The organism is Streptomyces sp. NPDC031426 (assembly GCF_055581585.1).
In genome coordinates this window covers 57107-83700 of the sequence record NZ_JBVIJE010000008.1, presented here as the reverse complement: position 1 = coordinate 83700, position 26594 = coordinate 57107, and the positions used below count along the sequence as shown (strand labels likewise).

Genomic DNA, 26594 nt, shown 5'->3' with positions numbered 1-26594 from the left:
AGCCCTCACGCACGGCCGCCGCTCCTGGCGCTACTCTTCCTCCTCGTCGAGATCTTCGAACCGGTCGAGCAGATCACGCAGCCGGTCACCGGGAAGGAGGGGAGCCTGTTGCATCCAGTGATCCAGCCACTCCGTCACAGTCATCACGCCTGGTCAGCCCCTCATGCCCGATACACGGGCCTGCCCCAGCCGGCCAACGGCGACCTCACACCGTGGACCCAGCAGGGCGTGCTGCTGCTCAACAGGGCGCTGACCACGGCTCCGCGCAGCCCCGGCGCCCACCGCGGCAAGGGCTGGGAGGAGGTCACCGAGCAGGCGATCTTGGCCCGGGCGGCGCGCGGCAAGCCGCTGGTCTCCATCCTGTGGGGCCGGGACGCCCGTAATCTGCGTCCGCTGCTGGGCAGGCTGCCGGCGGTGGAGTCCGCGCATCCGTCGCCGATGTCGGCCGACCGCGGGCTCTTCGGCTCACGGCCGTTCAGCCAGGCCAACGACCTGCTGATCCGGCAGGGCGGACAGCCGGTGGACTGGCGACTGCCGTGACCGTCCCCGGCTATCTGGCGGTGGACTCCGGGGGCTCCGGTCTCCGGGTCGCCGTCGGCGTGCCGGGTCGGCCGCCCGCCGCACGGCGCGAGTCGCGGGAACCGGTCCGCACGGGCGAACGGGGCATCGATCCCGGTCATCTGATGGCCGGGCTCGTCCCGCTGGCCCGCGCGTCCGCCGCGGAGGCCGGAGTGGACGTGCTGGAGACGGCCGTCGTCGGCGCCGCCGGGTTCGCCACCCTGGGCGACGCCCTGCGCGCCGAACTGCCGGACGCCCTGGCCCGCGAGCTGGGCGTACGGCGGGTGGCGCTCGCCGCCGACGCCGTCACCGCCTACGTCGGCGCCCTCGGCCCGCGTCGGGGCGCGGTGCTCGCCGCGGGCACCGGACTGATCGCGGTCGGCACCGACCTCACGGCCTGGCGCCGGGCCGACGGATGGGGCCATCTGCTCGGCGACTGCGGCAGCGGCGCCTGGATCGGGCGGGCCGGCCTGGAGGCCGCGCTGCGCGCCCACGACGGCCGGGACGGCGGCTCCGCACCGCTGCTGGCCTGCGCGGAGGAGCAGTTCGGCCAGGCGCGCGCCCTGCCGGGCCGGCTCTACCCGCGCTCCGACCGGCCCGCCGTACTGGCCTCCTTCGCCCCCCGGGTGGCCGCGTGCGCCGCACACGACCCGGTCGCCGCGGGCATCCTGCGCGCCGCGGCCCGGCACATGGCCGAGTCCGTCGCGGCCGTGTGCCCGGCGAACGGGGAGCCTCGAGTGGCGCTGACCGGCGGCCTGTTCAGGCTGGGCGAGCCACTGCTCGCGCCCCTGCGGCAGGAGTTGGCGAGCAGACTGCCGCACGCCCGGCAGGTGCCGGCGGAGGGCGACCCCCTGCACGGCTCGGTACGGATCGCGGGCGACCTGGCGGCCGGCCGGCTCACCCTGCCGGGTGAACCCACCATGCTCTACGAGGTCCCCGCACAAGGAGGTTGAGGTTCCCGATCAGGTTCGCCGCAAAAGCGGATTGTTCCTCCTAGTCACCGCTTTGTCGGCCCATGTTCCCGGCACGTGCCCGCAACATGTGTCGCCACCGCGTAACTCATCAGACAAAACCGGACGGATACCTCTCACCTGCACCCTCCCCGAACGGAGTAACCCGAGAAGCCAGTAACATGCGGCGCCATGAGCACCCCCACTGGGCCCGAGTCCGGCCTGCCAGTACGAATGCCGCGACCCCGCCAGCCCGGACGGCACCGCCGCCCGGAACCGCTGGTGGCTCCCGAGGGTGCGCCCGCGCTCGCCCTCGCGGTGCCCGGTGCGCCCAGCGCCGCCACCCGCGCCCTCGCCGAGGAGGTCGTGAGCATCGCCCGCTCCGAGCTGCCCGGCCTGGACGCCCGGATCGGATACCTGGACGGGGACGACACCGAGTTCCCCACGCTGCGGTCCGTGCTCGAGCGCGCGGCCGAGGAGCGCACGGCCCGTTATGAGCAGGCCGTCGCCGCCGGGGTCGAGGGCGTCAAGGAGCCCGACGGCCCGGTCGCCGTCGTCGTTCCGCTGCTGGCCGGTCCGGACAGCTCCCTGCTGCGGCAGATCCGCCAGTCCGTGATGGACAGCCGGGTCGCCGCCGATCTGACCGATGTGCTCGGTCCGCATCCGCTGCTCGCCGAGGCCCTGCACGTGCGGCTGTCCGAGGCGGGGCTGGCCCGTGCCGACCGCGCACGGCTGTTCACCGTGGCCACCGCCGCGGACGGCATCATCCTGGCGTCCGTGGGCGGCGAGGAGGCCGTGCAGGCGGCCGGGATCACCGGCATGCTGCTCGCCGCGCGTCTGGCCGTGCCGGTGATGGCGGCGGCCCTGGACCAGGAGGGCTCGATCTCCTCCGTCGCCGAGCAGCTGCGTTCCTCGGGCTCGCAGCAGCTGGCCCTGGCGCCGTACCTGATCGGCCCGGAGATCGACCCGGCGCTGCTGGCGGCGGCCGCCGAGGAGGCGGGCTGCGCCACGGCCGAGGCGCTCGGCGCGTACCCGGCGATCGGCAAGCTCGCCCTCGCCAAGTACACGACGACGCTGGGCATCGCCCCGCAGCAGCCGCAGGGCATGCCGGTCCGCTGACCCACGCCGTACGACACAGGCCCGCTCCGCACCCCGGAGCGGGCCCTTCGCCTTGCCGGTACGCCCGTTCCTCGCGAGCTCAGCCGAAGACGACGCAGGAGGCCGCGGGGACCGGTACCGCGCCCTCGTAACGGGGCAGCCCCGTCGCCTCGTCCACGGCGAACCACGTCACGTCGCCGGACCGCTCGTTGGCCGCGTAGAGGAAGCCGTCGTACTGGGCGAGCGCGCGCGGCCAGTGCCCGCCGCAGGGCACCGTGCCGATGAGCCGGAGCGCCTCGCCCTCGACGGCGAGGATCGACAGCACGTCCTCGCCGCGGGTCGCGGTCCACACGAAGCGGCCGTCGGGCGACACCACGATCCCGGACGGATAGGCGTCGCCGGCCGGGGCGCCGGGCAGCACGGGGACCTCGGCCAGCGGCCTGAGCGAGCCGGCCTCGGCGTCCCAGCGGCACACCGTGACCGTGGGGGTGAGTTCGTTGACGACGTAGACGTGCGCGCCGTCCGGATGGAAGGCCAGATGGCGCGGGCCGCAGCCAGGGCGCAGGGCGAACTCGCGGTGCAGGGCGGGGACGCCGCCGTCGAGGGTGCAGATCCGCACCGAGTCAGTGCCGAGGTCGACGCTGACGGCCCACCGGCCGCTCGGGTCGGGCTGCACCTGGTGGGCGTGCGGACCGCGCTGGCGCCGGTCGTGCGGGCCGGAGCCGGTGTGCTGGAGCCGCCCGGAGGGCTTGGCGGCGAGCGAGCCGTCCGGACGCACGGGTACGGCGGTGATGCTGCCGCAGCCGTAGTTGGCGGTCAGCACATGGCCGGCGTACAGGTCGAGGTGGGTCGGTCCGCTGCCGTCGACCCGCACGGGCGGCCCGGCGAGCTCCGGCCGGCCGTCTTCGACACGGTAGGCGGCGACGGCGCCCTCGGCCGTCTCGCTGACCGTGTAGAGCGTCTGCCCGTCCGGGGACAGGGCGAGGTAGGACGGGTCGGGTACGTCGTTCACCGCGGTGCCGAGGAGGAGGGCGCCACCCTTCGGCGCGACCTCGGCGGTCACGAGGCCGGGGCCGCCGGCCGCCGTGAACGAGCCGATGAACGCCCGGCGCCTGCCGGACCTGTCGTCCTGTGCCACCGCTGTCCCCTCTCGGTCGTGCCCGTCCGCGGCCGACGGTAGCAGCCGATCACGGGCGGTCTAGACCAAGAGGCGGGCGTTGTCGGCGGTTCTTTTCCTCGGCGAGACGGTGCTGTTGCCTCGCAGGCGCGCGTCCGTGCCCCACTGGCCTCTGCCATCACAGGCCGCACCGGAGCGATCCGAGCGCGCTCGCGCGGCTGGTCCAGCGGCGAGGCCGGGTCGGCAGGCTCCCTACCGCCGCCACAAAGCGGCGCAGTTCAGGCCCCCCACAGCCACCACCCCCACGCAGCGACCCGCCACGGCTCCGGCATGACCCAGCTCAGGCCCCCACCAGGCGCGACCGGGTCGGGGCCCGCAGGGGCTCGGCCAGGTCGGCGAGGGCGCGTTCCAGGCCGTGCAGGTGGGCCAGGGCGGGTTCGGCGGGAGGCTCGGCGGGGCTGCCGACATGCTCCAGCCGGCCCGCGGTGAGCGCCTCGACTGCGGACTCCACGCGCCAGCAGGCCGCGGCCAGGCGGGCGTCGTGCGAGGCCTCGGGGTCGGCGGCGACCGCCACCAGGCCACGCACCTCACGGGCGCAGTCGTCGAGGAGCGCGAGGACCCGGCGGGCGCGCCGCTTGCGCGCCGGCATCGGGTTCAGCGGATGCACCAGCGGGGCGACGGCCAGCCGCACCCGGCCGAGCAGCTGCTCCAGTTCGGCGACGCACGGCGCCGGGTCCGCCGTGGCGGAGCCCGCGAGCCGGGCCGCCGCCTCGGCCGTACAGGTGTGGACACAGCGCAGAGCCCGCTGGATCCAGGCGTCCGTGATGGCGTGGGTGGTGACCGGCAGGACGAACAGCACGGCGAGCGCGGCGCCGAGCGCACCCACGCCGGTCTCGGCGAGACGCAGCGCGAGCAGGCCGGGGCTCAGGACGCCGAGGAGGCCGTAGAGCAGTTCGGCGAGCAGGGTCACGCAGAGCATCATCCAGGTGTACGAGACGGCGGCCGTGTAGAAGATGCCGAAGACGGCGACGGCGACCAGGACCGCCGTCGGGACCGGCGCACCACCCACGGGGACGACGACGAGGAAGCCCAGGCAGATGCCGATCACCGTGCCGAGTACCCGGCGGAAGCCGCGTACCAGGGTCTCACCGCGCGAGGCGGTGTTGACGAAGATCCACCAGGTGGCGCCGACGGCCCAGTACCAGCGCTGTCCGGACACCAGTTGCCCGACGACCAGCGCGAAGCCCGCGCCGGCGGTCGCCTGGACGGCCTGCCGCGTGGTGACCCGGGCGAGGCCGCGCCCGGCGGGCGGGGCGGGTACGGCGGCCGGGGGCAGCCGGCGCTCGTAGCACCAGGCGCCGAAGCGCACCACGGCCGCGCTGAGCACGGACAGCAGGACGGCGACGTACAGCTCGGGCAGCTGCGCGGGGGTGGCGTGCAGGAACTGGGCGACGAAGAAGGTCATGAACGCGAACACACCGAGGCTGTGCCCGCGCGGTCCCCAGCGGCGCGCGTACACCCCGGCGCCGACGACGGCCAGGAAGACGAGGTCGCGCGCCACGGGCACGGCGTGCAGCTCGGCCGCGGCGGCGAGCACCGGCACGCCCACGGTGGGCAGCAACGCGGTGGTGACGGCCTGCCCGCGCACGGTGGGGTCGGCGACGGTGAACAGAGCGAGGAGGGCCGCGAGCCCGCCGGTGACCGCCCCGATGACGGACTGACCGGCGAGGAGGCAGACGACGACCGCGAGGCCGATGCCGAGGACGGCCCGCGCGGCGAAGCGCAACCGCGCCCGTCCCGGGTCCGGAGCCACGAACATCCTCTTCAGCACTGCTGCCCTCCCCATGGAAACCGGATGGAACACCGGCACAGAAAAGGCGCCGCGGGGGTCCGCAGCGCCATCGACCTGTCCATGAGAGCATCACCGAGGTCACTGGCTCAAGTGTGACCCGAATCGCTGTGCCATTGGACCAGTGACACCCGGGTATCCGCATGGCGCCGAGGACCAACGGACCAGGTCGGACGGCACAGACACAGATGGGTCCGCTGAGCCATTGGTACAGTCGTCCATCATGTCCGTGGACGAACTCGACACCCGCATCCTGCGACTGCTCCTGGAACAGCCGCGCACCAGCGTGCGCGAGTACGCCCGCATCCTCGGCGTCGCCCGCGGCACGCTCCAGGCCCGGCTCGACCGACTGGAGCGGGACGGCGTGATCACCGGCACCGGCCCTTCCCTCTCCCCCGCCGCCCTGGGCCATCCAGTGCTGGCGTTCGTGCACATCGAGGTCACCCAGGGCCATCTGGACGACGTCGGGGACGCGCTGGCCGCCGTGCCGGAGATCGTGGAGGCGTTCTCGATCACGGGCGGTGGCGACCTGCTCGCCCGGGTGGTGGGCCGGGACAACGCCCATCTGGAGGACGTCATCCAGAAGCTCATCAGCCTGCCTGGCGTGGTGCGCACGCGGACCGAGGTGGCGCTGCGCGAGCGCGTCCCGCACCGGCTGCTGCCCCTGGTGGAGTCGATCGGCCGGGCGGCGCGCGCCTGACGCTTGGCATGCTGGGGCGCATGAGCGATCTCGGCGGCCTTTCGGTCATCTTCGATCTCGACGGAACGCTGGTGGACAGCGAGCCGAACTACTACGAGGCGAGCCGGCAGACCCTGGCCGGGCAGGGCGTCCCGGACTTCACCTGGGCGGACAACGAGGCCTACGTCGGCATCGGCAACCGGGACGCCACGCGGCTCTGGAAGGAGCGCTACGGCCTGAGCGCGCCGGCCGAGGACCTGCTCGCCGAGCTGAACCGGCGCTACCTGGAGATCGCCCGCACCCGTACGCCGGTGTACCCGGAGATGCGCAAGTTCGTGGAGCTCCTGGCCGCCGACGGAGTACCGATGGCGGTCGCGTCCGGCTCCTCCCCGGAGGCGATCGAGGCGATCCTCTCGGGCACGGGACTGGGCACCTACCTGCGCACGGTGGTGTCCGCCGAGGAGGTGCCGCGCGGCAAGCCCGCCCCCGATGTGCTGCTGGAGGCGGCCCGGCGACTCGGCGCGGACCCCGGTGACTGCGTGGTCCTGGAGGACGCGGCACCGGGCGCGGCCGCCGCCCACGCGGCCGGCATGCGCTGCATCGCCGTCCCGTACATGGCCGCCCAGGCCGGCCTGCCCGAATTCGCCACGGCGGCCCTTCTGCTGCGCGGGGGTCAGACGGAGTTCACGGCGCAGTCGGCGTACGCGTGGCTCCGGGCCATGGCGCGGTCCCGCTGAACAGCACGCCGGGCCGGCCCCGTCCTGCTTTGGGCGTTCCTGCCGTGCGCGGGCGGCCGTGGCTGCCTAGCGTGATCCCATGACCACAGACCGGGGCGGGCCGGCCCCGCACGACCGACGGTGGAAGGCGCTCGCCGTCTGCCTGACCGCGGCCTTCATGACCTTGCTGGACACCTCGATCGTGAACGTGGCGCTGCCCTCGGTGGAGCGCGGACTGGACGCCAGCACGGCCGAGCTGTCGTGGGTGATGTCCGGCTATGCCCTCACCCTCGGTCTGGCCCTGGTCCCGGCGGGGCGGCTCGGTGACATGCGCGGACGGCGCCAGACCTTCCTGACCGGGCTCGCGCTGTTCACTCTCGCCTCGGCGGCCTGCGGGCTGTCCACCGGCGCCGCCTGGCTGGTGCTGTTCCGGCTGGTCCAGGGGGCTTCGGCGGGTCTGATCGCGCCGCAGACCTCGGCGCTGATCCAGCAGATGTTCCAGGGCGCGGAGCGGGCGCGCGCGTTCGGCATGATGGGCAGCACCATCGGCATCTCCACGGCGGTCGGCCCGCTCGCGGGCGGCCTGCTGATCCAGGCGGCCGGTGGCCCCGACGGCTGGCGCTGGGTGTTCTACGTCAACCTGCCGATCGGGGTGGCCGCCTTCTGCGCGGCGCTGCGGCTGCTGCCCCGCTCCCCCGGCTCACCGGGCAAGCGCGAGTGCTTCGACGTGCCGGGGGTCCTGCTCCTCGGCTCCGGTGTGCTCGCCCTGATGCTGCCCCTGGTGCAGGAACAGCAGTGGCACGGACGGCTGAAGTGGGCCCTGCTCCCGTTGGGCGCCGGGCTGCTGGCCGCGTTCTGGTCGTGGGAACGGCGCCAGGGGCAGCGCGGCCTGGCGCCCCTGGTCGACCTGCGGCTCTTCTCCCTGCGCTCCTTCTCGCTGGGCGCGCTGCTGAGTCTGGTGTACTTCGGCGGCTTCACGACCCTGTTCTTCGTCTACACGCTGTTCCTGCAGAACGGCATGGGTTACGGCGCGCTGGCGGCGGGCCTGTCGTCCATGCCGTTCGCTGCGGGCTCGGCGGCCGGTGCCGCCGCGGGCGGCCGCCTGGTGGTGCGTTTCGGGCGCAAGCTGGTCATCGCCGGGCTGTGCACGGTGGCGGCGGGCATGTGCGGCGCCATCGCGGCCGTGCACTGGGTACCGGGGCGGGGCGTGGCCTGGGCGGCCGCGTTCCCGCTGCTCGTGGCCGGCATCGGCTCGGGCCTGACCATCTCCCCCAACACCACGCTCACCCTGTCCCTCGTGCCGGTCCGGCGGGGCGGGGCCGCGGGCGGGGTGCTCCAGACCGCGCAGCGCATCGGCGCGGCGGCCGGTGTCGCCGTCGTGGGCGCGGTGTATTTCGCCCACCTGGCCGACCACGCCGACCCCGCCACCGCACTCCAGTACGGACTGCTCACCTCGGTCGGCATCATCCTGCTGGCCCTCTGCCTGGCCTTCGCCGACCTGCGGGAACGCCGGCTCCATCAGCAGCCGGCGCAGGAGAGGGAGGCGACGCGGGAGACGGTGTAGGGAACGGTGGCCGGGCGGGGCACGGGGCGCGGTGGCGGGTCCCGGCGACCTGTGGGCGGCGTACCGGCGCGGCTACCGGCACGAGCGGAATGGATCCGCGCCGTGCGTGACTGCCGGGCAGCCGCATTCGGTGTCGCGCAGCCGGTGCCGCCGCAGCCGGTGCCGGCGGGCTCGGCTGGGCCCGGAACCGCTCCCCGGGGCGCGTCCGCTCCGCCACACGCCCACCCCGCGCTGCACTGCGCTGTCGGCGCCCGGAACCGGCGCGGCCGAAGCCGCCGCGCCGGCCCTCACGACCTCCGGCGCGGCTTGCCCCGCTTGGGGGTCTGCTTGCCCCCCGCCGTGCGGGCGCGCGGGTTGCGGCCCGTCGGCTTCGGCGCCGGCTTCTGCCGGGTGCCGCTCGCCTCGGAGCGCTTCCGTTGCTGCTCGGCAGGCGGCTTGGTACGGCCACGCGTGCTGTTGACGGTGCGGCCGCGGACGATGCCGATGAAGTCCTCCACCAAATCGGTGGTTGCCTCCTCCGGCCAGGACAGGGCGACGCTCGACTGGGGGGCGTCGGTGACCGGGCGGTAGGTGAGGTCCTTGCGGTGGTGGAGGCGGGCCAGGGACTGCGGGACGACCAGCAGGCCGACGTTCGCGGCCACCAGCTCGATCGCGTCCTCTGTCGTCGCGGGGCGCTCGAAGGCGGGTTCGCCGGGCGGTCTTTCCCAGTCGAAGACGTCGTCCAGAGGGTGGAAGAGCACCTCGTCGGCGAGGTCGGCCACGGTCACCTCGTCCGCGGCCGTGATCAGATGGTCCTTCGGTACGACGACCACCGTGGTCTCGGTGTACAGGGGGATCGCGCTGAAGAACGTACGGTCCACCGGGAGCCGTACGAGGCCCGCGTCGGCCTCGCCCGCGCGCAGGAGATCGGGCGCCTCGGCTGCGGGGACCTGGACCAGGGTGAGCGGGATGTCCGGCCGGCGCTCGTTCCAGATCCTCACCCATTTGGCGGGCGTCACTCCGGGTACGTACGCGAGCCGGAACGACGGTGATTCCTCCGAGCCTGTCACCAGGCCAGGTTACCGGCCGTGGTCGGCGGCCCGGCACACGGCCGATACCCTTGGCCCATGAGTTCGCAGCAGAGCACCCAGACGATGAAGCCCGCGACCGCGGCGAAGAAGCTGGGTGTGTACCTCCCCGCCACCCCCGCCTCGTTCCAGGAGGGCGTCGTCACGCGCGCCGAGCTGAACGAGCTGCAGGCGAACCCGCCGGAGTGGCTGAGCGAGCTGCGGCGCAACGGTCCCCACCCGCGTCCGGTGGTCGCCGCGAAGCTCGGCGTGTCCATCGCCGGCCTCGCGCGCGGCAGGGTCACCGAGCCACTGACCACCGAGCAGATCGAGACGCTCAAGCAGGAGCGGCCCGAGTGGCTGGAGAAGGAGCGCGCCACCCAGGCCGAGGTCCGCAAGGAGGCGGCGCGGATCAAGCAGCAGAAGAAGGAGAAGCAGGAGCGCGCCGCCGGGCGCGACTGAGCTTCCCTCGTTCTCCCCAGAACCGTTTTTCCACAACGCCCTCCGGCCCCGGAGGGCGTTGTCGGTGGCCTGCCCTACAGTTCCCGACACTTGATCAACAGGGGTGCGGGAGGCACGTATGGGGTGGGTGTCGGCAGGTGACTACGAAGTCGCCCTCGACGGCGGCAGGGTGGTGTGCCGCAACACGTCCGGGCGGCGGCTGAAGTCGGTACCGCCGAAGATCGCCGACGATCCTGCGGTCGTGGGCCTCAGGCAGCTCGTCGAGTGGCTGGAGCGGCACGAACGCCAGTGCCTGGCCACCGCCGAGCGGTGGATGGTCCGCTCGCTGCCGGTGCCGCTCCCCGTCCTCACGCGCGTGTGGCCCGACCCGGCCTGGCAGGCAGCGCTGCGCGACCTCGTGGTCACCGGTGCGGACGGGCAGGTCGCCGGCTTCCTGCGGGACGAGGCTCTGGGCGGTCCCCGTGGCCGAGCAGCTCACCCATGCCCTGAACGGCCGCCATGACCTGCTCTCCTGGAGGTCACTCTGCTCGGTACGGCGGTGGAGGCGGCGGGCGACTGTCTGCTCGCCGGTTGCGAGGGCGTCGTACTGCGGCGGACCGCCGCCCACGACCACCCCGCGCTCGCGCATCGGGACAACCTGGGTCTGCTGGCGGCCGCCCGGGGCGCCCGGCTCCGGGTCGTCGCCCGGCTCACCCCGGCCCCGCACCCCCGGGGACGCGGGCGCGGCGGGCAGGTCCGCGCGCTGCAGCCGGTCCAGACCCACGTCGGTCCGAGTACCGGCCTGCGCCGGATGCTCGGTGGCGAGGAGCTGGGCCCTGCAGGCGGCGCCCAGCGCCGAGGAGGCTCCGGTCCATGTGCTGCGCCGCCGCGTCCAGCAGGCGGTCTCGGGCGGGCGGCGGGTGCTGGCCTTCCCCGGCGACACGGCCGCCGACGTCCGGCGGCTCAACCGGTCCGGGCTGGCCACGGCGGGTGGTCTGCTGGAGGAGCTGCACGCGGCGGCAGCGGAGCGCTCCCGCGATGTGTTCGGCCGCCTGCTCCCCGCGGACCCGGACCGCTTCGCCCGCGCCTGGCCGGCGGCGGCCCGCTACACCGAGGAGGTGGACCGCGCGCTCTGTGTGGCGGCCTGGTCGGGATAGCGCGAGAAGGCCCCGGTCGGAGGTCCCGGAGTGAGGGGGCGAAGTGATACGACACCGGACGGGCCGCCGTTCCCCCGTGCCGGCGGCCCGCCGGACGTCCGTCCGCTCAGGCCGGTGCCGCCGGGTTGCAGTGTGCGACAGCCGGGGGCCGTAGGGGTATGCGTAGAAGTACGTACGCGACGGGCAGGACGCGCCGCCGAGGCCAACCGGAGAGGAACAAGTGGGGCTGGACAAGGCCTATGAACGCATGACGGCGGTGGCCGTGGGGGCGCTGCGCGAACGGGAGCCCGCGCGCCTGTGGCCGTTGCTCGCCGCTGCCCTGGCGGACCTGTGCGGCGGCGAGGCGGTCATCCGCAAGCTCGACGAGTGGAGCGAGCACGGGGGCACGATCGGGGCGGCACCCGCCGCTGCCGCCGCCGAGCTGGAGCTGCTCGGGGAAGCGGACCTGGCGCTGCTCCGCGCGGGCTATCCCTTCGCCCGCCACTACGCGAACAGAACCGACCGGATGCCCGTCACCGCCCGCCGGACGGCGGGGCGGCGCTGGCCGGACAGTCCCACGGCACATCTGCTCGGCGAGGCGCTCGACGTCGACCATGTGCTCGGCGTGCCACTGCCCGGGAGCACCACCCCGGTCACCGGCTGCCTGGTCTACCGCGCCGGTGCGGACTTCACCGACGACCATCTCGTCATGGCGGAGCGCGCACAGCCGCTGCTGGCGGCCGTGGAGCGGCAGCGGCAGCTGCTGGAGGAGTGGCGGCGCGGGCTCGGACCGGGCGGAGCGCCGGACGAACGGGCGGCGGACTGCGCGCTGACCCCGCGCGAGACGACCGTCCTGCTGCTGCTCACCGACGTGCTCACCGCCGACGCCATCGGCCGTCGCCTCGGCATCTCCGTCCGCACGGTGCACAAGCACATCGAGAACATCTACCGCAAGCTGGGCACCCGCGACCGTCTGGGCACCGTGCTGCGCGCTCAGCGACTCGGCCTGGTACCGGCACCCGGCCCACCCTGAGCCTGGGCTCGGCCTGCGTGATTCGTTACCGTGGAGCGGTCCGCCGGAGCCGAGCTTTCCTGAAGGGTTGTCAGCCAATTTGTCACGTGATAGGGCGACCGCACCGGGAGCCGGGAGCCGGGAGCCGGGAGCCGGGAGCCGGGAGCCGGGAGCCGGGAGCCGGCTGAGGGCTTTCTGCGCGTACCGGTAGGCCCCGACGCCCACCGCTGGCGCACCTTCCCCGACGAGCGGACGCTCGTGGTCGCCGCGCGTACCGTCACCTCCACCGTGCGCGTGCTGGAGGTGCTGCCCGGGCTGCTGCGTGACGACCCGCGGGTGAGCGTCGTCTTCGCCCACGACCCCACCTCCGCCTTCGCCGACGGGGTGCGAGAGCTCCTCCGGGACTCCGGATGCCGGGTCATGCCCTGGGACCAGCTGGCGCACATCAGCCCCGATCTCATCCTCACGGCCAGCGAGAACGTGGACATACCGGAGGGCGACTGCCCGGTCCTGGTGCTGCCGCACGGCGTGGGCTTCCAGAAGCGGGTCCCGGACGCACGTGGGGCGCACGACCGGCTCTCCGGCCTCGTCCCCGACGCGCTCCTGGAGTCCGGCCGGGCCTGGCTCGCCGTATCGCACCCGGACCAGGAACGACAGCTCCTCGCCGCCCACCCGAAGACCGCCGGCCGCACCCTGCTGCTCGGCGACCCCTGCTACGACGAGTTGCTCGCCGCCCGGGCCCGCAGGGACGCGTACCGGCAGGCCCTCGGTGTCGATGAGGACCGGCGGCTCGTCGTGATCAGCTCCACCTGGGGGCCGACCTCGCTGCTCGGCCGGCATCCCGATCTGCCGGTCCGTCTGCTGGGGGCGCTGCCGTACGACGCCTACCGGGTCGCGGCCGTCGTCCACCCCAACGTCTGGTCGGCGCACGGGACCTGGCAGATCCGCGCGCTCCAGGCCTCGGCCCTCGACGCGGGCCTGCTGCTGATGCCACCCGTGCACGCCTGGCGGGCGGCGCTCGTCGCGGCGGACGTCGTGATCGGCGACCACGGTTCGGTGACCCTGTACGGTGCCGCCCTCGGCCACCCGCTGCTGCTCGCCGCGTTCGGCGCCGACGCGGTGCCGGAGACGGCGGCGCACGATCTGGCCGCCGCGGCCCCGCGGCTGGATCCCGGCGGCGATCTGGCGGCTCGGATCGAGGACGTCATACGCGACCACACGAGCGGGCGGTACGCCTCTGTGACACGGCGGGCCTTCGCCGGCTCGGGCCGGGCCGCGGCGCGGCTCCGCGCGGCCGTCTACGAACTGCTGGATCTTCCGGAGCCCACCTCGGCACCCCCGCCGGACCTGTTGCTGCCCGTGCCGGAGCGGGCCGCCGAACCCGTCACCTCCTGGCTGGTCGTCACCGAGGTGGGCGAGGAGCCGGCCGGTCCGGTCGTGTCGGTGCGCCGGTATCCGGCCGAGGCGCGGGCGTACGCACACGGCGGACCCAAGGCCGAGGAGGACGGCGCCGGCGCAGCCGCGTACCGCTGCGCGCATCTTGCCTGCTCGGACACGGAACGCGACCGTCGGCTACTGGAGAGCGCCTCGGTGATCGAGCGGGCCGACCGCGCCGGATCGGTCGCCGAGGCGCTGCGCTGGATCCGTGACACCCTGGCGCGGCTGCCCGGCAGTCTGCTGGCCGCCTGCACGGTGCGGGACGGTGGCCATCTGGTGGGGCTGCGCGACGGCCGGGTGGTCGAGGCGGCGGTGACCGGGCCGACGGCGGCGCCCGGACTCGTGGCGGCGATCGTCTACTCCCAGCTGCGGCAAGGGCTACCGCCGGGCGAGGCGCTGCTGACCCTGCGGATCGCCGGGGTGCGGGACGAGGACGTCGTACTCCGACCGCGCCCCGCGTCTGCGCGTCTCAGCTGAGGTCCCTCAGCCGGCGGCGGACGTCGTCCGCGCGCCGGTTGCCGTTCGTCTCGTGGATCTCGAGGGCGCGGTTCAGCCACGCGCGCACCCGGTCCGGGTGGCGGCCCGTCCGCTGCGCGAGGTCGGCGAGTTCCTCCCGTGCGTCGGCCTCGTAGCTGTACGCGTGCCGCGCCTTCAGGGTGTCGGCCGCCGTTTCCAGGGCGTGGAAGGCTGCGTCGAACTCGGCGCGGTGGGCCTGGGCCCGGCCGAGGGCGAGGAGGGCGCGGGCCGCCATCCGCTCGTCTGGTTCGGGGAGGTTCAGCAGGTCCGTGCGTGCCTGGCCGAGCAGGGTGAGGGCCTGCTCGTGCTCTCCCTGGGCGTCCAGGGCCGAGCCCAGGAAGAGCAGGGCCAGGGCCTCGCCGCGCCGGTCCTGGGCGCGGCGGTTGAGGTCGAGGCAGTAGCGGTACGTCGCCACGGCCCGGGCGGGGTCGGAGAGTTCGAGGTGGCGGCCGTGGAACTCCTGGACGGAGGCGCGCAGCAGCAGTCGGTCGGTGGGCTCGGCGAGGGCGACGGCGCGCTCCAGTTCGGTGCGGGCGCGGTCGTGTTCGCCGAGGTCCGTGAGCGGGCGCGAGAGCAGGCTGCGCAGCCGGGCCTCGCCGGCGAGAGCCTCGGCCACGACGTCGGCGGGGGTGGCCGGGTCGGCGGCGAGCGCGGCAGCGGCCTCGCTGCCCAGAATCAGGGACTCCTTCCACGCGCCGAGGTGGCGGTGGTGCAGGAACAGCACGGTGAACGCCTCGGCCAGCGGCCAGGCCAGGGCGTTCAGGCGGTGGCGTACGGCCGCGCGCAGGACGGCGAGGATCGCGGGGCACTCGGCGTCGAGCCAGGGCAGCGGGGCGGGGCCGCCGGGTGCGGAGAAGGGGTCCGTGGCCCGTGTCAGCAGCTCGGTCAGCTCGGCGACGCGCAGCCGGTCGGCGCGCAGTGCCCGGTCGGCGAGGGCCGCGAGGACGAGGTAGTGCCTGGTCACCCGCTCGATGAGGGCCCTCTCCTCGGCGGGCCGCTCCTCCGCCACGGCACGCTCGCGGGCGTAGAGGCGGACGAGGTCGTGGACGCGGTAGCGGCCGTCGCGGTCGATCTCCAGCAGGCTCGCGGCGGCCAGTTCGCGCAGCAGCCGTCTGGCCGTGCGGCGGTCGACGCCCGCGGCGGCGGCCGCGACCGACTCGTCGAAGAGTCCCGTGGGCAGCCAGCCCAGCAGCCGGAACATGCGGGCCGGGCCCGGCGGCAGCAGCCGGTAGGAGGGGCCGAGGACGGCCGACAGCGAGTAGTCGCCGCCGGGCAGGGAGATGCCCTCCAGCCGTTCGGCCTCGTCCGCCAGCTCCTGGGCGAGGTACGTCAGGCTGGGGGCGTCGCCGGTGGTCAGCCGGGTCGCCACGATGCGCAGCGCCACCGGCAGTCCGCCGCACAGCTCCACGAGACGTCCGGCCGCACCGGGTTCGACCGCGACCACGTCCTCTCCGCACTGGTCGCTCAGCAGCTTCAGGCCGCCGGGTGCGTCGAGGGGTTTCACTTCGATGAGTTCGGCGCCGTCCTGCGCGACGAGTTCGCCGAGTTTGCTGTGGCTGGTGACCATGACGGTGCTGCCGGGACCGGTGGGGATCAGCGCTCGCACCTGGGCGGCCATGGTGACGTTGTCGATGAGGACGAGCATGCGCCGGTCGCGGGAGTGGGTTTCGTACTGCCGCCTCAGCTCCTCGAACCGCTCCGAGACATGGGCGTCGCTGCCCAGCAGCGCCCGCAGGATCGAGGCGAGGGCCTGTGAGGTCGCGGCGGGACCCATGGCCGCGCCCACGGCGGACTCGTCGCGCAGGGCGGCGTAGTCGACGTAGAAGAGGCCGTCGGGGAAGTCCTCGCGCCGGGTGTCCGCCCAGCGGCAGGCGAGCGCCGTCTTGCCCACCCCGGGCAGCCCGGCGAGGACCGCGAGCCTCACCCTGCCGGGCTCGCCGCACAGGTTGTTCATCCGGTCGAGTTCGGCGATCCGGTTGCTGAACGTGCCGGTCAGCGCGGGGAGATGGTCGGGCTGGACGCTGGGCGCAGGTGCGGCCGGGCGGACGTCGAAGGCGATGTCGTACGAGGTTCCCGGCAGTACCTCGGCCAGTAGCCGGCGCAGTTCCTCCGCCGCCTCGGGGTCGTCCTGGAGGATGCGGAGCAGGCGCCGCTCCCAGTCGGCGGCGAGCCGGTTCGCCGCGTCCTCCTCGTCGCCGCCCTGCCTGGCCGCCGCCAACTCCTCGCGCACGGCGTCCAGTTCGCCGTCCTCCCCGCGCCGGGAGAGCCAGCGGGTGAACCGCCGGCCGCCGTGCTTCATCTTCAGCCAGGCGTCCGTGACCATGAGCCCGACCAGAGCCGTGGCCCCCTGGGCGGCGAGCGTTCCCAACTCGGCTTCCACCAAGCCCCCTTACGTCGTCCAGCGGCACCGGGACAGGCGGACCCCACGGTAGAAGGATCTTCGCCGGATTCCCAGTCGGCATCGCCGGAGAGCCGACGTCATCACGCCGGAGGCCGGCATCGCGCCCGGAGCCGGCGGCGCCGGGGTCGGCCGAGGAGGCAAGCGGAAGCATCACGCCGACACCGTTCCGGGAGCGAGAGCACGAGCGATTCCCGGCTGTCGCGGCTGACGACAAGTCAGGCAAATTGGGCAGGACCCTCCGAGGGCCCCCGCTTCCGCGGTGTGTGCCGTGTCACGTATTCCAAGTGCCGCCTAAGTTGTCTGCATCACAGCGGAAATGTCCATTTAGCGCCCATGCTCGAAACAGACACCGGCTCCCGAAGTCGGGCGTATCGGCAACCCCTTGGGCGCGAAGTTACAAAGTGACCCATGCCACAGCACTCGTGACATTCCCCCCTGTTCCCTCGGAAAGGTGCCCCACTATGTCCGCTTACGTCTGTCCTCCTGCCGTGATACATGGCGAGCACGCCGTGAAGACCAGCGAGATCGTGGCGGAGGTGCGCGACCGGCATCCGCATGCGCCGTGGGCGCCGCGGATCGACGGCATCGCGGCCAGCACGGGCATCAAGACCCGCGGGTGGATGCTGCCGCTGGAGACCGCCGTCGCACCCGGCAACGGCGGTGGCCTGCGGGCTGTCGGCATCGGTTCGGCCCAAGAGGCGCTGGCGCGCGGCGGGTTCAGCCAGCAGGACGTGGACCGCGCGATCGCCGCACTTGAGGCGATACCCGGGCCGCAGACGGTCCAGGAGCGCACCGCGCCGGCCTGGGAGGCCGTGCAGTCCTACGGGGAGCGTGCGGCGCGCGGGGCCCTGCAGATCGCCGGGCTGGACGCCGCGGACGTCGACTGCCTGATCACCAGCCACTCCACCACCCCGGCGCTGCCTGGCCTGGACATCGCCCTGGCCAACAAGCTTCCGCTCCGCAGCGACGTGATGCTGCTGCCGGCCACGCAGTGGGCCTGTATCGCGGGGACCCGCTCCCTGGCGCTGGCGGCGGATCTCGTGGCCGCGGACCCCGACCGGGTGGTCCTGGTCGTGATCGCGGAGGCGCTGAGCACGACCTACCAGCCCGCGGACGACACTCTCGAGTCCCTGATCGTCCGGTTGCTGTTCGCGGACACCGCGGTCGCCGCGGTGGTCACGGGCCGCCCGAGGCCCGAGTCGGTGCTGCGACTGGACTCCGCCTGGCACCACACCCTGCCCGGCACCCAAGACCTGCACCGCCTGGAGACGAGGGCGGACGGCACCCACTTCGTGATGGACCGGCGCGGGCCGCGCGCCGTGCAGGAGACGGTCACCGCGATGTGGGAGTGGCTGCGCGTCCGTTACGAGGACGACCCCGACGCCTGGCACCCCGACGTGCTGCTGGCGCACCCCGGCGGGACCCGGGTGCTGGAGTACATGGAGCAGACGATGCCCGACGCGTGGCCGTCGGGGCTGCTGGACTACAGCCGGGACAGCTACACCACCGGCAACCGCGGAGGCGCCGCCGTGTTCGACATCATGCGGCGGGCACACGACGCCGGGCAGAAGTCCGGCGACCGCGCCGTCCTGTACGCGGCGGCACCGGGCCTGACCGCCACCGCCCTGGAAGGCCAGTGGCTGTAGTGCGAGCCCGCGCCACCCGGACCAGCGAACGGGCCCTCGGCATCACCGGTCACGCCACCGGTACCGCTGGGGGCACCGTCCGTGGCATCGGTGGCGCCGGGTGACACGTACGGCGCCCGTACGCTCGCCGCGCTCCCCTATTGCGGCCGCGCCCCTGCCGCGCTCCCATGCGCCGGCCGCTCCCCCGACCTGCGGCCGCGTCACCTCGCGACTTCCGCCCAGACCACCTTGCCGGTGTCCGTCCACCGCACCCCCCACCGGGTGGTGAGCCCGTGCACGATGCGCAGGCCACGACCGCCGTCGTCGAGGAGGCCGCCCCGCCTCAGACGGGGCCTGCCGTTGCCGGTGTCGCCCACCTCGCAGAGCAAGCCGTGACCGGCCCTGATCAGCCGTACCGTGATGGGACCGGTGGCGAAGCGCACCGCGTTCGTGACCAGCTCGCTGACCAGCAGCGACACCTTGTCCCTGGTGTCGTCCCTGGTGCGCCATTGCCGCAGCAGCGCGCAGACCTGCGCGCGGGCACGGGCGGGCGCGTCGTCGCGGGCGGGCAGCCGCCAGGTCGCGGTGTCCTCCTTGCGGTAGCCGATCATGCGCGCGAGCAGCAGGGTCACATCGTCGCGCTGGCGCGCCGGTGCCAGCGTGGAGACGACGTGCCGTGCGGCCTGCTGCAGGGCGTCCCAGGGGTGCACCGTGGACACGGCGTCCGCCAGCCTGCCGATGCCCTCGTCGATCGACAGGGCCGGATCCTCCACCAGGCCGTCGGTGTAGAGGGCCAGCAGAGAGCCCGGGGGCGCCCGGAACGTGTGCACGTCGAACGGCTCCCGCAGCGCGAACTCGGCGCCCAGGCCGGGGTGAGGGCGGACCGCGAGCGGGCTCGCGCGCCCGTCCGGGGAGACCAGGACCGGGGGGAGATGGCCGGCGCTGGCGAGCGCCACATGGTGGCTGACCGGGTCGTAGAGGGCGATGCAGCAGGTCGACCCGAGGGCGCTGTAGCCGGCCGCCAGCCCGGACTCCGCGTCGTCCAGCAGTGTCACGGTCTTGTCCAGATGCTCCAGCACTTCGTCGGGCCCGAGCCCCGCGGACAGCAGCGCGCGGGCCTCCATGCTCAGCTGGCCCATGGTCGCCGCGGCTCCGAGGCCGTGCCCGACGACGTCACCGACCACCAGCGCCGTACGGCCGTCCGGCAGCGGAAAGCTGTTCACCCAGTCGCCGCCGACGCCCGCGCTGTCGGGCGTGGCGGGCTGGTAGATGCTGGCGATCTCGATGGTGTCGCCGCCGGTCCGGGGCAGCAGCCGGCGCTGCAACGCCAGCACCTGCGTGTGCTCGCGCTGGTGCTGACGGGCCAGGTCGACGTGGTGGGCGGTCCTCGCCACCAGTTCCTGCAGGTCGAACAGCTCGCTGTCGCGGAAGGGGCAGTCCGCCCGCCGCCATACCTCCGCCACGCCCAGCACGACGGGCGGCGCGCCGTCCAGGACCAGCGGTATGCACGCCACACCCGCCGACCGGTCACTGGGCACCAGGGCACGCGTCAACCGGGCACTGCCGAGCACCCGCTCGACCGCCTCCCGGTCGGGTATGACGATGGCCTGTGGGGCGTCGTCCCGCCGTACCGCCTGCGCCAGCAGGCGACTCGCGTCGCTGGGAAGATCGTCGCCCGGAGTCACATAGCCCTCGGGCCACGCCCGGTCCGGCACCAGGGCCGCCCGCCGCAGCCGGATGCGCCCCTGCGACTGCCCGGTGACTCCCTCGCCCGTCCACACGGCGAAGTCGAGGTCGACGGCGGCCACGTCTCCCCAGGCCAGCAGGGACTGCGCCAGCGACTGCGCGGTCTCGCCGATGTCCAGCGAGGTACCGATCGCGGTCTCGGCGGCGTACAGATGCAGCCTCCTGGCCATGGCGATCAGGGAGACGGTCAGCCCCTCCTGAGGCACCGCGGCGGGCAGGATGCTCATCGAGACCACCAGCTCCGACCCGTCGGCGCGCCGCAGGCGCTGGATCCGGGCGACGTGCGCCTCACCGGTCTCCAGGACCTGCCGCAACCGCCGGGTGACGGTCGGTACGTCGCCGGGGGGCAGGAGATCGACGAAGGGACTCCCGGCCACGGCGTCCAGACCCGCGAACACGGGTGCGGCCAGATTGCAGCGAGTGATTCTCAGATCCCTGTCCAGGTTGACCACGCCGAGAATCTGCTCCTGACCATTGCCCGCCGGGTTGTCGGGTACGCGACGGCGGACGGTGCGGTCGCCCTGCGCGTCGTCAGGACCGGCGCCCGCTGCCGCTCCACCGCGCGGGATGTAGCGCCCCAGGGCACTGCTGACCAGGTCGAACGGCGACGATGACGAGGGGGAGGGTGTGGAGTCCATGCGGCTCTCTCAGCAATCCCCGGCGCAGCGCCGAGGCCGTACTCGGACCCGTGCGACGGGGCCCCGAGATCCCTGACCGCACACCTCATTGAATAACACCGGGGGGTGCTTCGCCCACACCATCGGAACGCGCGGTGAACACGGACGGTGACGGAACCCCGCGGCCGATGGGGCCGTGCTCACCTTGCCGGGGACGTCGCCCGCCGGCATCCGACGACCGCCACAGGACTGCTGGTGCTTGCTCCTTGTCATCTTGATCGTCAGTCCTGTCCCACACTGATGATGCTGATGATGCCGAGCGCCGGGAGCACACGCGGCACCCACGGCGTCACCACTGGCCACGCCCCTGAGCAGGCCGGCACGGTACGGGGCCTCGGCGCCGACCTCTGGCCGACCCTCGGTGGTGGCTGTGCGATTGAACCGCCGGTGGCATCGCTGCCACGGCGGTTGCCGAGATCGACGGTGACGTGGCCCCATCGAGGCCGAAGACCGTCGACACACGCACTTCAAGACCTCAGCGGCAGTCGAGCTGGCCCGCGTTGTGCTTGGCGTCGAGTATCCGACGCACGCTGTCGTTGACCTTGGTCCGGAACGAAGCGTCCTGCCGCATCCGGGTCTGGACGGCCTGTGTCATCGCGGGTACGGTGCTCGGCCGCACCGTGAGGATCATGTCTCCGCCCGCCGCGATGAAGTTCACGGCCCGCTGGGCAGGGGTGAAGGAGCGCACGGCGACCGCGTTCCCGAGGTCGTCCGAGATGACCACGCCCTTGAAGCCGAGTTGGCTGCGCAGCAGGTGATCGATGACCGTCGGTGAGAAGGCCGCCAGGTGCTTGGGGTCGATCTTGGTGTAGGTGGCCGACGAGACCATCACGAACGGTGACCCGGCCCGGATCCCGGCCCGGAACGGCGTGAGGCTCGAACTGCCGGCGGTTGTCACCGAGTCCACGACGTTGGCGGTGGTGTCGGTGTTGCCGATCACCTGGCCCAGCCCGGGGAAGTGCTTGAGCGTGGTCATCACGCCCGACTGCGCGAAGCCGGCGGCGAACGCGCTGGTGTGGGAGGTGACGGTGGCCGCGGTATGGCCGTACTCCCGCTGGAAGGAACCGATGGGGATGTTGCGGGTGCCCAGAGCGGCGGGGACCACGTCGGCGACCGGCGCCAGGTTCAGGTTGACCCCTGCAGCCTTGAGCTGCTTGGCCCATCCGGCGGCCTGGGTACGCAACGTCGCGGTCGACCAGCTGCCCTGGGTCAGGCCGCTGGGCATGGTCGAGAAGCCGGGGCCGTGGAGCACCTGCACCCGGCCGCCCTCCTGGTCGGTCGCGACCAGGAGGCCGACCCGTCGGCCTGCGACCTGGTCCGCTTGGCCTTGGAAACCGTCGACGAGCTTTCTGGTCGCCGTCGTACCGGCGGTGCTGCGGCCGGTCAGCATGACGGACCCCACATGGTTGGCGCGCAGAGTGCGCAGCTGGGCCTGGTCGGGGTTGGCCGCGGCGATTCCCCCCATGAAAAGCTGCCCTACCCGTTGAGCAGTGGTCATGCCGGACAGGTATCGGTCGGTGCAGGTGGCGGCAGATGCCGACCGGGCGGCACTCTCGGTGGCGGGGACAGCTTCAGTGCCGGTATGGCTCGGCACGGCACTGGCGGTACCCGAGGCTCGTGTGCCATGGCTTGCGGGGAGGGATCTGCTTGCAGTGAGGGATCCGGTGGAGTCGGCTGTCCCAGGTGTGACAGATGCACCGCACCCTGTGACGGCAAGCGCCAGAGTGACCAGCGGGATCCCGGTACGCAGGGCTGTGCAGCGGTGGCTCCTGGCCTGCTGCCGGACGCGTATTGTCATGCTTCTTCTCCCGGCTTGGACGAGCCGGGGCTACCGCGCGCTGCGCAGACTTCCATCACGGCGAGCCCGGCTTGCTGCGTCCATCACACCGTACGTTATTGGGCATTTGTTCGCCTCTTGGCATTCCACCAGCGAGTCCGCGAAGCCCGCACCAGCGAACCGCCGTTGTCCTCGGCGCCCAGATGCCCGCGCGAGCCTTGTCGGACGATTTGTCACACGTGAAGAAGCTGCAGTCGTGGCCGCCTCGGAACTACCCGAGGAACGAGAGACGCACCTGACGGTTGGCATTGTCCTTATTGGTGTCCGCCAACCTCCGCAAAGGCAACCCCAGGCTAACCGGATCGCGACGCCTGCCCAGCACCGGTGCCCTGGTCGTAGCCCCTCGGGTTGACCACGGCGGCTGAAGCGGCAGTGAGGTGTGCAGCATTACCTACCGGGAAGCAGGTGGCCGATCCGGTTTCGCACCCCGATCCGCGGACGGCTGACTACCGCGGGCCTTCTCAGCTGCACGGAGTGATGATTTCCCAGTCCTTTGCGGGGTCCCCGGTCAGCAGGTACTCGCTCAGGTACATGTCCGTGCCCTCATGGAGGTCGTCCTCCAAGTCCCAGACGGACTCGCACTCTGGGCAGAGAAAGAACCTCTGTCCCGTGTCCTTGCGCTCATAACAACGAACCCAGTCCTGGCCACATTGCGCGCAGGCGACCTTGTCCGTCAATTCCAGCTCCTCGGGAAGGCCGTGATCGCTTCGTTGCCGTGTTCGACGGTGATCGAAACATATTCCTCCCCGGGGTTGTAACCCACCTGCCGGGCCATGGGGATGATGTAGGTGGTACGAGCGCCCTGTTGGTGGACCGACACCGCCATGGCGCGTCGCCCCCATGCCTCGTCGACCGTTTCCAGCACGCCCTGGTCGCCTGTATCGAACACTCCGTGAGCGGGCTTCGCAGGGTTCTCCCAGGTGTGCTGCATGGCGTGGGTGAAGCGGTGGCCCTCAGCCGAACCCGGACCGTAGTCCAATCCTTCGGGTGAGCGATACCAGCCGCCCCCCGAGGTCCTCCAGCTCACAGCCGTACAGGCCCAGCGGGTCCGACCACGTGTCGGGATGACGGACGTACGCCGAGGGGTTGGGAGCCGGCTTTCAGGGACTTGGCTGAGGTAGCAGGCTGTCTCGGGGTATGTGGTAGCCGCCGGAGTGGCGAATGCCGAACGAGATGCCTTCGTCGTCGCGTTCGACCCCGATGCGGTTGCCGTTGCGGTCGGTCCAGGAGTCCAGGGCCGAGTGGAAGACGCCGAAGGATGGGGACGGAACGGGGGCGGTGACCGTCCAGGTCACGCCAGTCGACGGGTCGGTGACCGTCATCGCGCCGTCCTGTTTGCCGTCACACTCCAGGGCCCAGCGGGCGCCCTTGGACGGCATCGTGGGAACGCCGGATTCCTGCACCGGGTACACCAGGCGCATGCCGTCGGCCGCGGCGAAGACGACCTCCTCGCCCTCGATCTGCAGGCACTCGTCCAGGGTGGAGATCCAGGTCGGGCCGAGGCAGGCCGCCTGACAGGCTCAGATCGGTCTGCGTCATCAGCATCGCGCCGGTCGCCACGTCGATCGGCTCGCCCATGCACGGAGCGTGCTCGGCGTCGCGGGCCGCCGGGCCCAGGTACAGGTGCGTGCACGGCGAACTGCTTGAGCTGGGAATCAAGGCAGGGCTGCTGTACCGCCGCCGACGCATTGGAACCCCCTGGACCCGTCACCGTCCCGGCTGCCGGAGTCGCCACGGCCACACCAGCGCCATCCCACCCGGCCCCGGCTACGCCCCAAGGTCTGCCCGCGCGAAGAGCATGTCTGTCGCACCTGCCGGCTCTTCACCGGGCCGATTCTCCGTCCCGGGCCGGCACAGAAGACTGCTCGGGTGCTTGTCGGGGTTGTCGGCGAGCAGCCGGGCCAGGATGAGCAGCGAATTGAGCGGCGTAGCACAGCGTCCTGTCCGCGCCGTGACGCTCCTGTCCCGCCTCAGGACCGGCCCGGCGCGGACAGGACGCTCGCCACGGTGCGCTCGGCCCAGTCCCCGGTGATGGCACGTCCGGCCAGGTGATCGGCATAGCAGGCGCCCAGCAGAGCCGACGTGAGTGCCTCGAGGTCGGCGTCAGGGGCGAGGCGGCCCTGGCTGCGTGCCGCATCGAGGAGGCGCAGTACCGACCTGCGGCGCGGCAGGACGGCGTACTCGCGCAGCAGCTCCAGAAGCTCCGGCGTGTGATCCTCCTCCGCCAGGCAGGTGCCCGTGAGCGCCATGCCGCGGGTGTGGACGAGGGTGCCGGCGAAGTCGTCGAGGACGGCGGCCAGGTCGGTGCACAGATCGCCGGTCACGGGCAGCGCCGGACAGGGGCGCAGCGTCTTCAACGCGGCTGCGGCCAGCTCCGCCTTGGTGCGAAAGCGCAGATGGATGGTGGCCTTGCTCACGCCGGCGGCCCGAGCGACGGCGTCCAGGGTCATACGTGTGAAGCCCTGGTCGGCGAGCAGGGACAGCGCCGCTTCCAGAATGTCGGCCCCCTTGCCCGGGCAGCGCGGACGCCCCGCGATTCCACGGCACGCCTCGGCCATGTCGGTCTTCTCCATGCGCCGATCCTACTTGCAATACCGAACCACTCGGTTTAGTTTTTGAAGGCGGGCCGATCGTCGCGTCCGCCCTCTCGAAAGGAACCCCTCATGCGTTACGCCGTTCTCGGCACCGGCATCGTCGGCCGGACCATCGCCGCCAAGCTCACCGCCCTGGGCCACGAGACCGTCATCGGCACCCGCGACCCGGAGGGCACCCTGGCCCGCTCCGAGCCCGACGGCTACGGCAACCCCCCGTTCGCCCAGTGGCAGGCCGACCACTCCGCCGTGCGGCTCGTCACCTTTGCCGAGGCAGCCGCCTGGGCGGAGGCCGTGGTCAACACGACCGCGGGCGGCGCGAGCCTGGAGGCCCTGACCGCCGCGGGCGCCGACAACCTGGCCGGCAAGGTGCTCCTCGACATCGCCAACCCGCTGGACTTCTCCGCGGGGATGCCGCCGTCGCTGAACCCGGTCAACACCGACAGCCTCGGCGAGCAGATCCAGCGCGCCTTCCCCGACACGCGTGTCGTCAAGACCCTCAACACCATGAACTGCCAGGTCATGGTCGACCCGTCCCGCGTGGCGGGCGAGCACGACGTATTCGTCTCCGGAGACGACACCGACGCGAAGAAGCAGGTCACCGAACTGCTGGTGTCCTTCGGCTGGCCCGCCGCGAGCGTCATCGACCTGGGCGACATCACCACCGCCCGCGGGACCGAGATGCTGCTGCCCATCTGGCTGCGTCTGTGGGGCGCGCTCGGCCACGCCGACTTCAACTTCCACATCGCGGGCGCCCGCACGAGCGCCTGACCCACGTTCGTGGTGGCCGGGCATCCGGCACCCCAAGCACGGCCGGTCTGCCGGTCCCCGTCCCCGGCCCGGCCAGGTGCGGGTGGAGACATGCGGCCTCGACCCGGTGGACCACCAGACGGCCGCCGTCGACGCCCGTACTGCTCCCGGCCGCGCGTCCCAGGTCGCGACGCCCTCGACGAGAACCTCGTCACCGGCTGGGAGCCCAGCAGCCACACCCCGACCGCCCGCACCACCGGAGCACCGCACCCGATGTCCCCCGCCCCCACCCTGATCGTCGTCGCCCACCCCGACCCGGACGCCTCCCGCGTCACCGCCCGCCTGGCCGAGGCCATACGCGACCTGGACCACGTCACCGTCCACGACATCGTCGCCGCCTACCCCGACGGCCGCATCGACGTCCCGCGCGAGCAGCAACTGCTGCGCGACCACGACGTGATCGTCTGGCAGTTCCCCTGGCACTGGTACTCCGTGCCCGGCGTGCTCAAGTCCTGGATCGACCAGGTCCTCACCCACGGGTTCGCCTACGGCACCGGCGGCATCGCGCTGCGGGGAAAGACGCTGCGGATCGTCACGTCCACCGGCGGCCCCGCCGCCTCGTACACGGCCGAGGGCTTCAATCTCTTCACCATGACGGAACTCATGGCCCCGTTCCGTGCCACCGCCCGTCTCACCGGCATGCACCTGGCCGACCCGCTCGTCCTGCACGGCGCACGCACCGTCTCCGACGAGGACCTCGCCCTGCACGCCAAGCACTACCGCGGGCTCCTGTACGGCTGACACACCCGAGCCGCCGGCCAACCACCCCGAACCACTTCCGTACCGAA

General features: G+C 72.8%; 22 protein-coding genes and 2 pseudogenes. 14 read left to right on the top strand and 10 right to left on the bottom strand.

Annotated features, from left to right (window positions below; translation table 11 throughout):
* Window positions 1-177: 177 nt before the first annotated feature.
* The 3 genes and pseudogenes from ACZ5NH_RS18140 to ACZ5NH_RS18130 form a co-directional block, all read left to right on the top strand.
* Window positions 178-540 (top strand): annotated as a pseudogene (locus tag ACZ5NH_RS18140) (uracil-DNA glycosylase); the annotation flags it as partial.
* A complete protein-coding gene (locus ACZ5NH_RS18135) occupies window positions 537-1511 on the top strand; it encodes an N-acetylglucosamine kinase (RefSeq protein ID WP_468776345.1) in 975 nt (324 codons plus the stop codon). The pseudogene ACZ5NH_RS18140 and the gene ACZ5NH_RS18135, both read left to right, overlap by 4 nt.
* 189 nt (window positions 1512-1700) lie before the next feature.
* Entirely contained in the window at window positions 1701-2627 is a 927-nt protein-coding gene (locus tag ACZ5NH_RS18130) for a sirohydrochlorin chelatase (RefSeq protein WP_388629166.1), read from the top strand.
* A gap of 79 nt (window positions 2628-2706) precedes the next feature.
* On the opposite strand, the gene ACZ5NH_RS18125 is transcribed toward ACZ5NH_RS18130, so the two are convergent.
* Window positions 2707-3744, bottom strand: coding sequence for a lactonase family protein (locus ACZ5NH_RS18125; protein WP_468776343.1), 1038 nt, complete (start codon window positions 3742-3744; stop codon window positions 2707-2709).
* Between the two features lie 319 nt (window positions 3745-4063).
* Window positions 4064-5554: an FUSC family protein gene (locus ACZ5NH_RS18120; RefSeq protein WP_468776341.1), complete on the bottom strand. Its 1491-nt coding sequence runs from the start codon at window positions 5552-5554 to the stop codon at window positions 4064-4066.
* A 241-nt stretch (window positions 5555-5795) separates the two neighbouring features.
* On the opposite strand from ACZ5NH_RS18120, the gene ACZ5NH_RS18115 reads away from it, so the two are divergent.
* From ACZ5NH_RS18115 to ACZ5NH_RS18105, 3 genes are all read left to right on the top strand, one after another.
* Window positions 5796-6272 (top strand): Lrp/AsnC family transcriptional regulator, encoded by a 477-nt coding sequence (locus tag ACZ5NH_RS18115; protein ID WP_388629174.1) that lies wholly within the window; start codon window positions 5796-5798, stop codon window positions 6270-6272.
* A 20-nt stretch (window positions 6273-6292) separates the two neighbouring features.
* Window positions 6293-6988, top strand: a complete 696-nt coding sequence (locus tag ACZ5NH_RS18110) for an HAD family hydrolase (protein ID WP_468776338.1) — start codon at window positions 6293-6295, stop codon at window positions 6986-6988.
* Between the two features lie 79 nt (window positions 6989-7067).
* Window positions 7068-8531, top strand: a complete 1464-nt coding sequence (locus ACZ5NH_RS18105) for an MFS transporter (RefSeq protein ID WP_468776336.1) — start codon at window positions 7068-7070, stop codon at window positions 8529-8531.
* Window positions 8532-8818: 287 nt separating this feature from the next.
* Here the strand turns inward: ACZ5NH_RS18105 and ACZ5NH_RS18100 are convergent, their stop codons facing one another.
* Complete coding sequence (locus tag ACZ5NH_RS18100; protein ID WP_468776335.1) at window positions 8819-9580, bottom strand: LysR family substrate-binding domain-containing protein; 762 nt, start codon at window positions 9578-9580, stop codon at window positions 8819-8821.
* Between the two features lie 57 nt (window positions 9581-9637).
* On the opposite strand from ACZ5NH_RS18100, the gene ACZ5NH_RS18095 reads away from it, so the two are divergent.
* From ACZ5NH_RS18095 to ACZ5NH_RS18075, 5 genes and pseudogenes are all read left to right on the top strand, one after another.
* Window positions 9638-10039 (top strand): DUF5997 family protein, encoded by a 402-nt coding sequence (locus ACZ5NH_RS18095; RefSeq protein ID WP_468776333.1) that lies wholly within the window; start codon window positions 9638-9640, stop codon window positions 10037-10039.
* Between the two features lie 118 nt (window positions 10040-10157).
* Window positions 10158-10481 (top strand): annotated as a pseudogene (locus tag ACZ5NH_RS18090) (DUF4132 domain-containing protein); the annotation flags it as partial.
* A gap of 355 nt (window positions 10482-10836) precedes the next feature.
* Entirely contained in the window at window positions 10837-11175 is a 339-nt protein-coding gene (locus tag ACZ5NH_RS18085; protein ID WP_468776331.1) for a hypothetical protein, read from the top strand.
* Window positions 11176-11395: 220 nt separating this feature from the next.
* Window positions 11396-12187 (top strand): helix-turn-helix transcriptional regulator, encoded by a 792-nt coding sequence (locus ACZ5NH_RS18080; RefSeq protein ID WP_468776329.1) that lies wholly within the window; start codon window positions 11396-11398, stop codon window positions 12185-12187.
* A 237-nt stretch (window positions 12188-12424) separates the two neighbouring features.
* Complete coding sequence (locus ACZ5NH_RS18075; RefSeq protein WP_468776327.1) at window positions 12425-14080, top strand: hypothetical protein; 1656 nt, start codon at window positions 12425-12427, stop codon at window positions 14078-14080.
* Here ACZ5NH_RS18075 and ACZ5NH_RS18070 read toward each other — a convergent pair.
* Complete coding sequence (locus ACZ5NH_RS18070) at window positions 14073-16499, bottom strand: NB-ARC domain-containing protein (RefSeq protein ID WP_468776325.1); 2427 nt, start codon at window positions 16497-16499, stop codon at window positions 14073-14075. The two genes, ACZ5NH_RS18075 and ACZ5NH_RS18070, sit on opposite strands and share 8 nt — an antisense overlap.
* A 482-nt stretch (window positions 16500-16981) precedes the next feature.
* Between ACZ5NH_RS18070 and ACZ5NH_RS18065 the strand changes: the two genes are divergently transcribed.
* Window positions 16982-18166: a beta-ketoacyl-[acyl-carrier-protein] synthase family protein gene (locus ACZ5NH_RS18065; protein ID WP_468776323.1), complete on the top strand. Its 1185-nt coding sequence runs from the start codon at window positions 16982-16984 to the stop codon at window positions 18164-18166.
* A gap of 200 nt (window positions 18167-18366) precedes the next feature.
* Here the strand turns inward: ACZ5NH_RS18065 and ACZ5NH_RS18060 are convergent, their stop codons facing one another.
* The 6 genes from ACZ5NH_RS18060 to ACZ5NH_RS18035 form a co-directional block, all read right to left on the bottom strand.
* Complete coding sequence (locus tag ACZ5NH_RS18060; RefSeq protein ID WP_468776321.1) at window positions 18367-20529, bottom strand: ATP-binding SpoIIE family protein phosphatase; 2163 nt, start codon at window positions 20527-20529, stop codon at window positions 18367-18369.
* 514 nt (window positions 20530-21043) lie between these two features.
* Window positions 21044-22066, bottom strand: coding sequence for a glycoside hydrolase family 3 N-terminal domain-containing protein (locus tag ACZ5NH_RS18055; RefSeq protein WP_468776319.1), 1023 nt, complete (start codon window positions 22064-22066; stop codon window positions 21044-21046).
* A gap of 1012 nt (window positions 22067-23078) precedes the next feature.
* Window positions 23079-23336, bottom strand: a complete 258-nt coding sequence (locus tag ACZ5NH_RS18050; protein WP_468776317.1) for a hypothetical protein — start codon at window positions 23334-23336, stop codon at window positions 23079-23081.
* Window positions 23337-23505: 169 nt separating this feature from the next.
* Window positions 23506-23808 (bottom strand): hypothetical protein, encoded by a 303-nt coding sequence (locus ACZ5NH_RS18045; protein ID WP_468776954.1) that lies wholly within the window; start codon window positions 23806-23808, stop codon window positions 23506-23508.
* Window positions 23747-23950 (bottom strand): hypothetical protein, encoded by a 204-nt coding sequence (locus tag ACZ5NH_RS18040; RefSeq protein ID WP_468776926.1) that lies wholly within the window; start codon window positions 23948-23950, stop codon window positions 23747-23749. Before ACZ5NH_RS18040 ends, ACZ5NH_RS18045 begins: the two co-directional genes overlap by 62 nt.
* Window positions 23951-24375: 425 nt before the next feature.
* Window positions 24376-24978, bottom strand: a complete 603-nt coding sequence (locus tag ACZ5NH_RS18035) for a TetR/AcrR family transcriptional regulator (protein WP_468776315.1) — start codon at window positions 24976-24978, stop codon at window positions 24376-24378.
* Window positions 24979-25068: 90 nt separating this feature from the next.
* On the opposite strand from ACZ5NH_RS18035, the gene ACZ5NH_RS18030 reads away from it, so the two are divergent.
* Window positions 25069-25767, top strand: coding sequence for an NADPH-dependent F420 reductase (locus ACZ5NH_RS18030; protein ID WP_468776313.1), 699 nt, complete (start codon window positions 25069-25071; stop codon window positions 25765-25767).
* A gap of 90 nt (window positions 25768-25857) precedes the next feature.
* A complete protein-coding gene (locus ACZ5NH_RS18025; RefSeq protein WP_468776311.1) occupies window positions 25858-26547 on the top strand; it encodes an NAD(P)H-dependent oxidoreductase in 690 nt (229 codons plus the stop codon).
* Window positions 26548-26594: the final 47 nt, after the last annotated feature.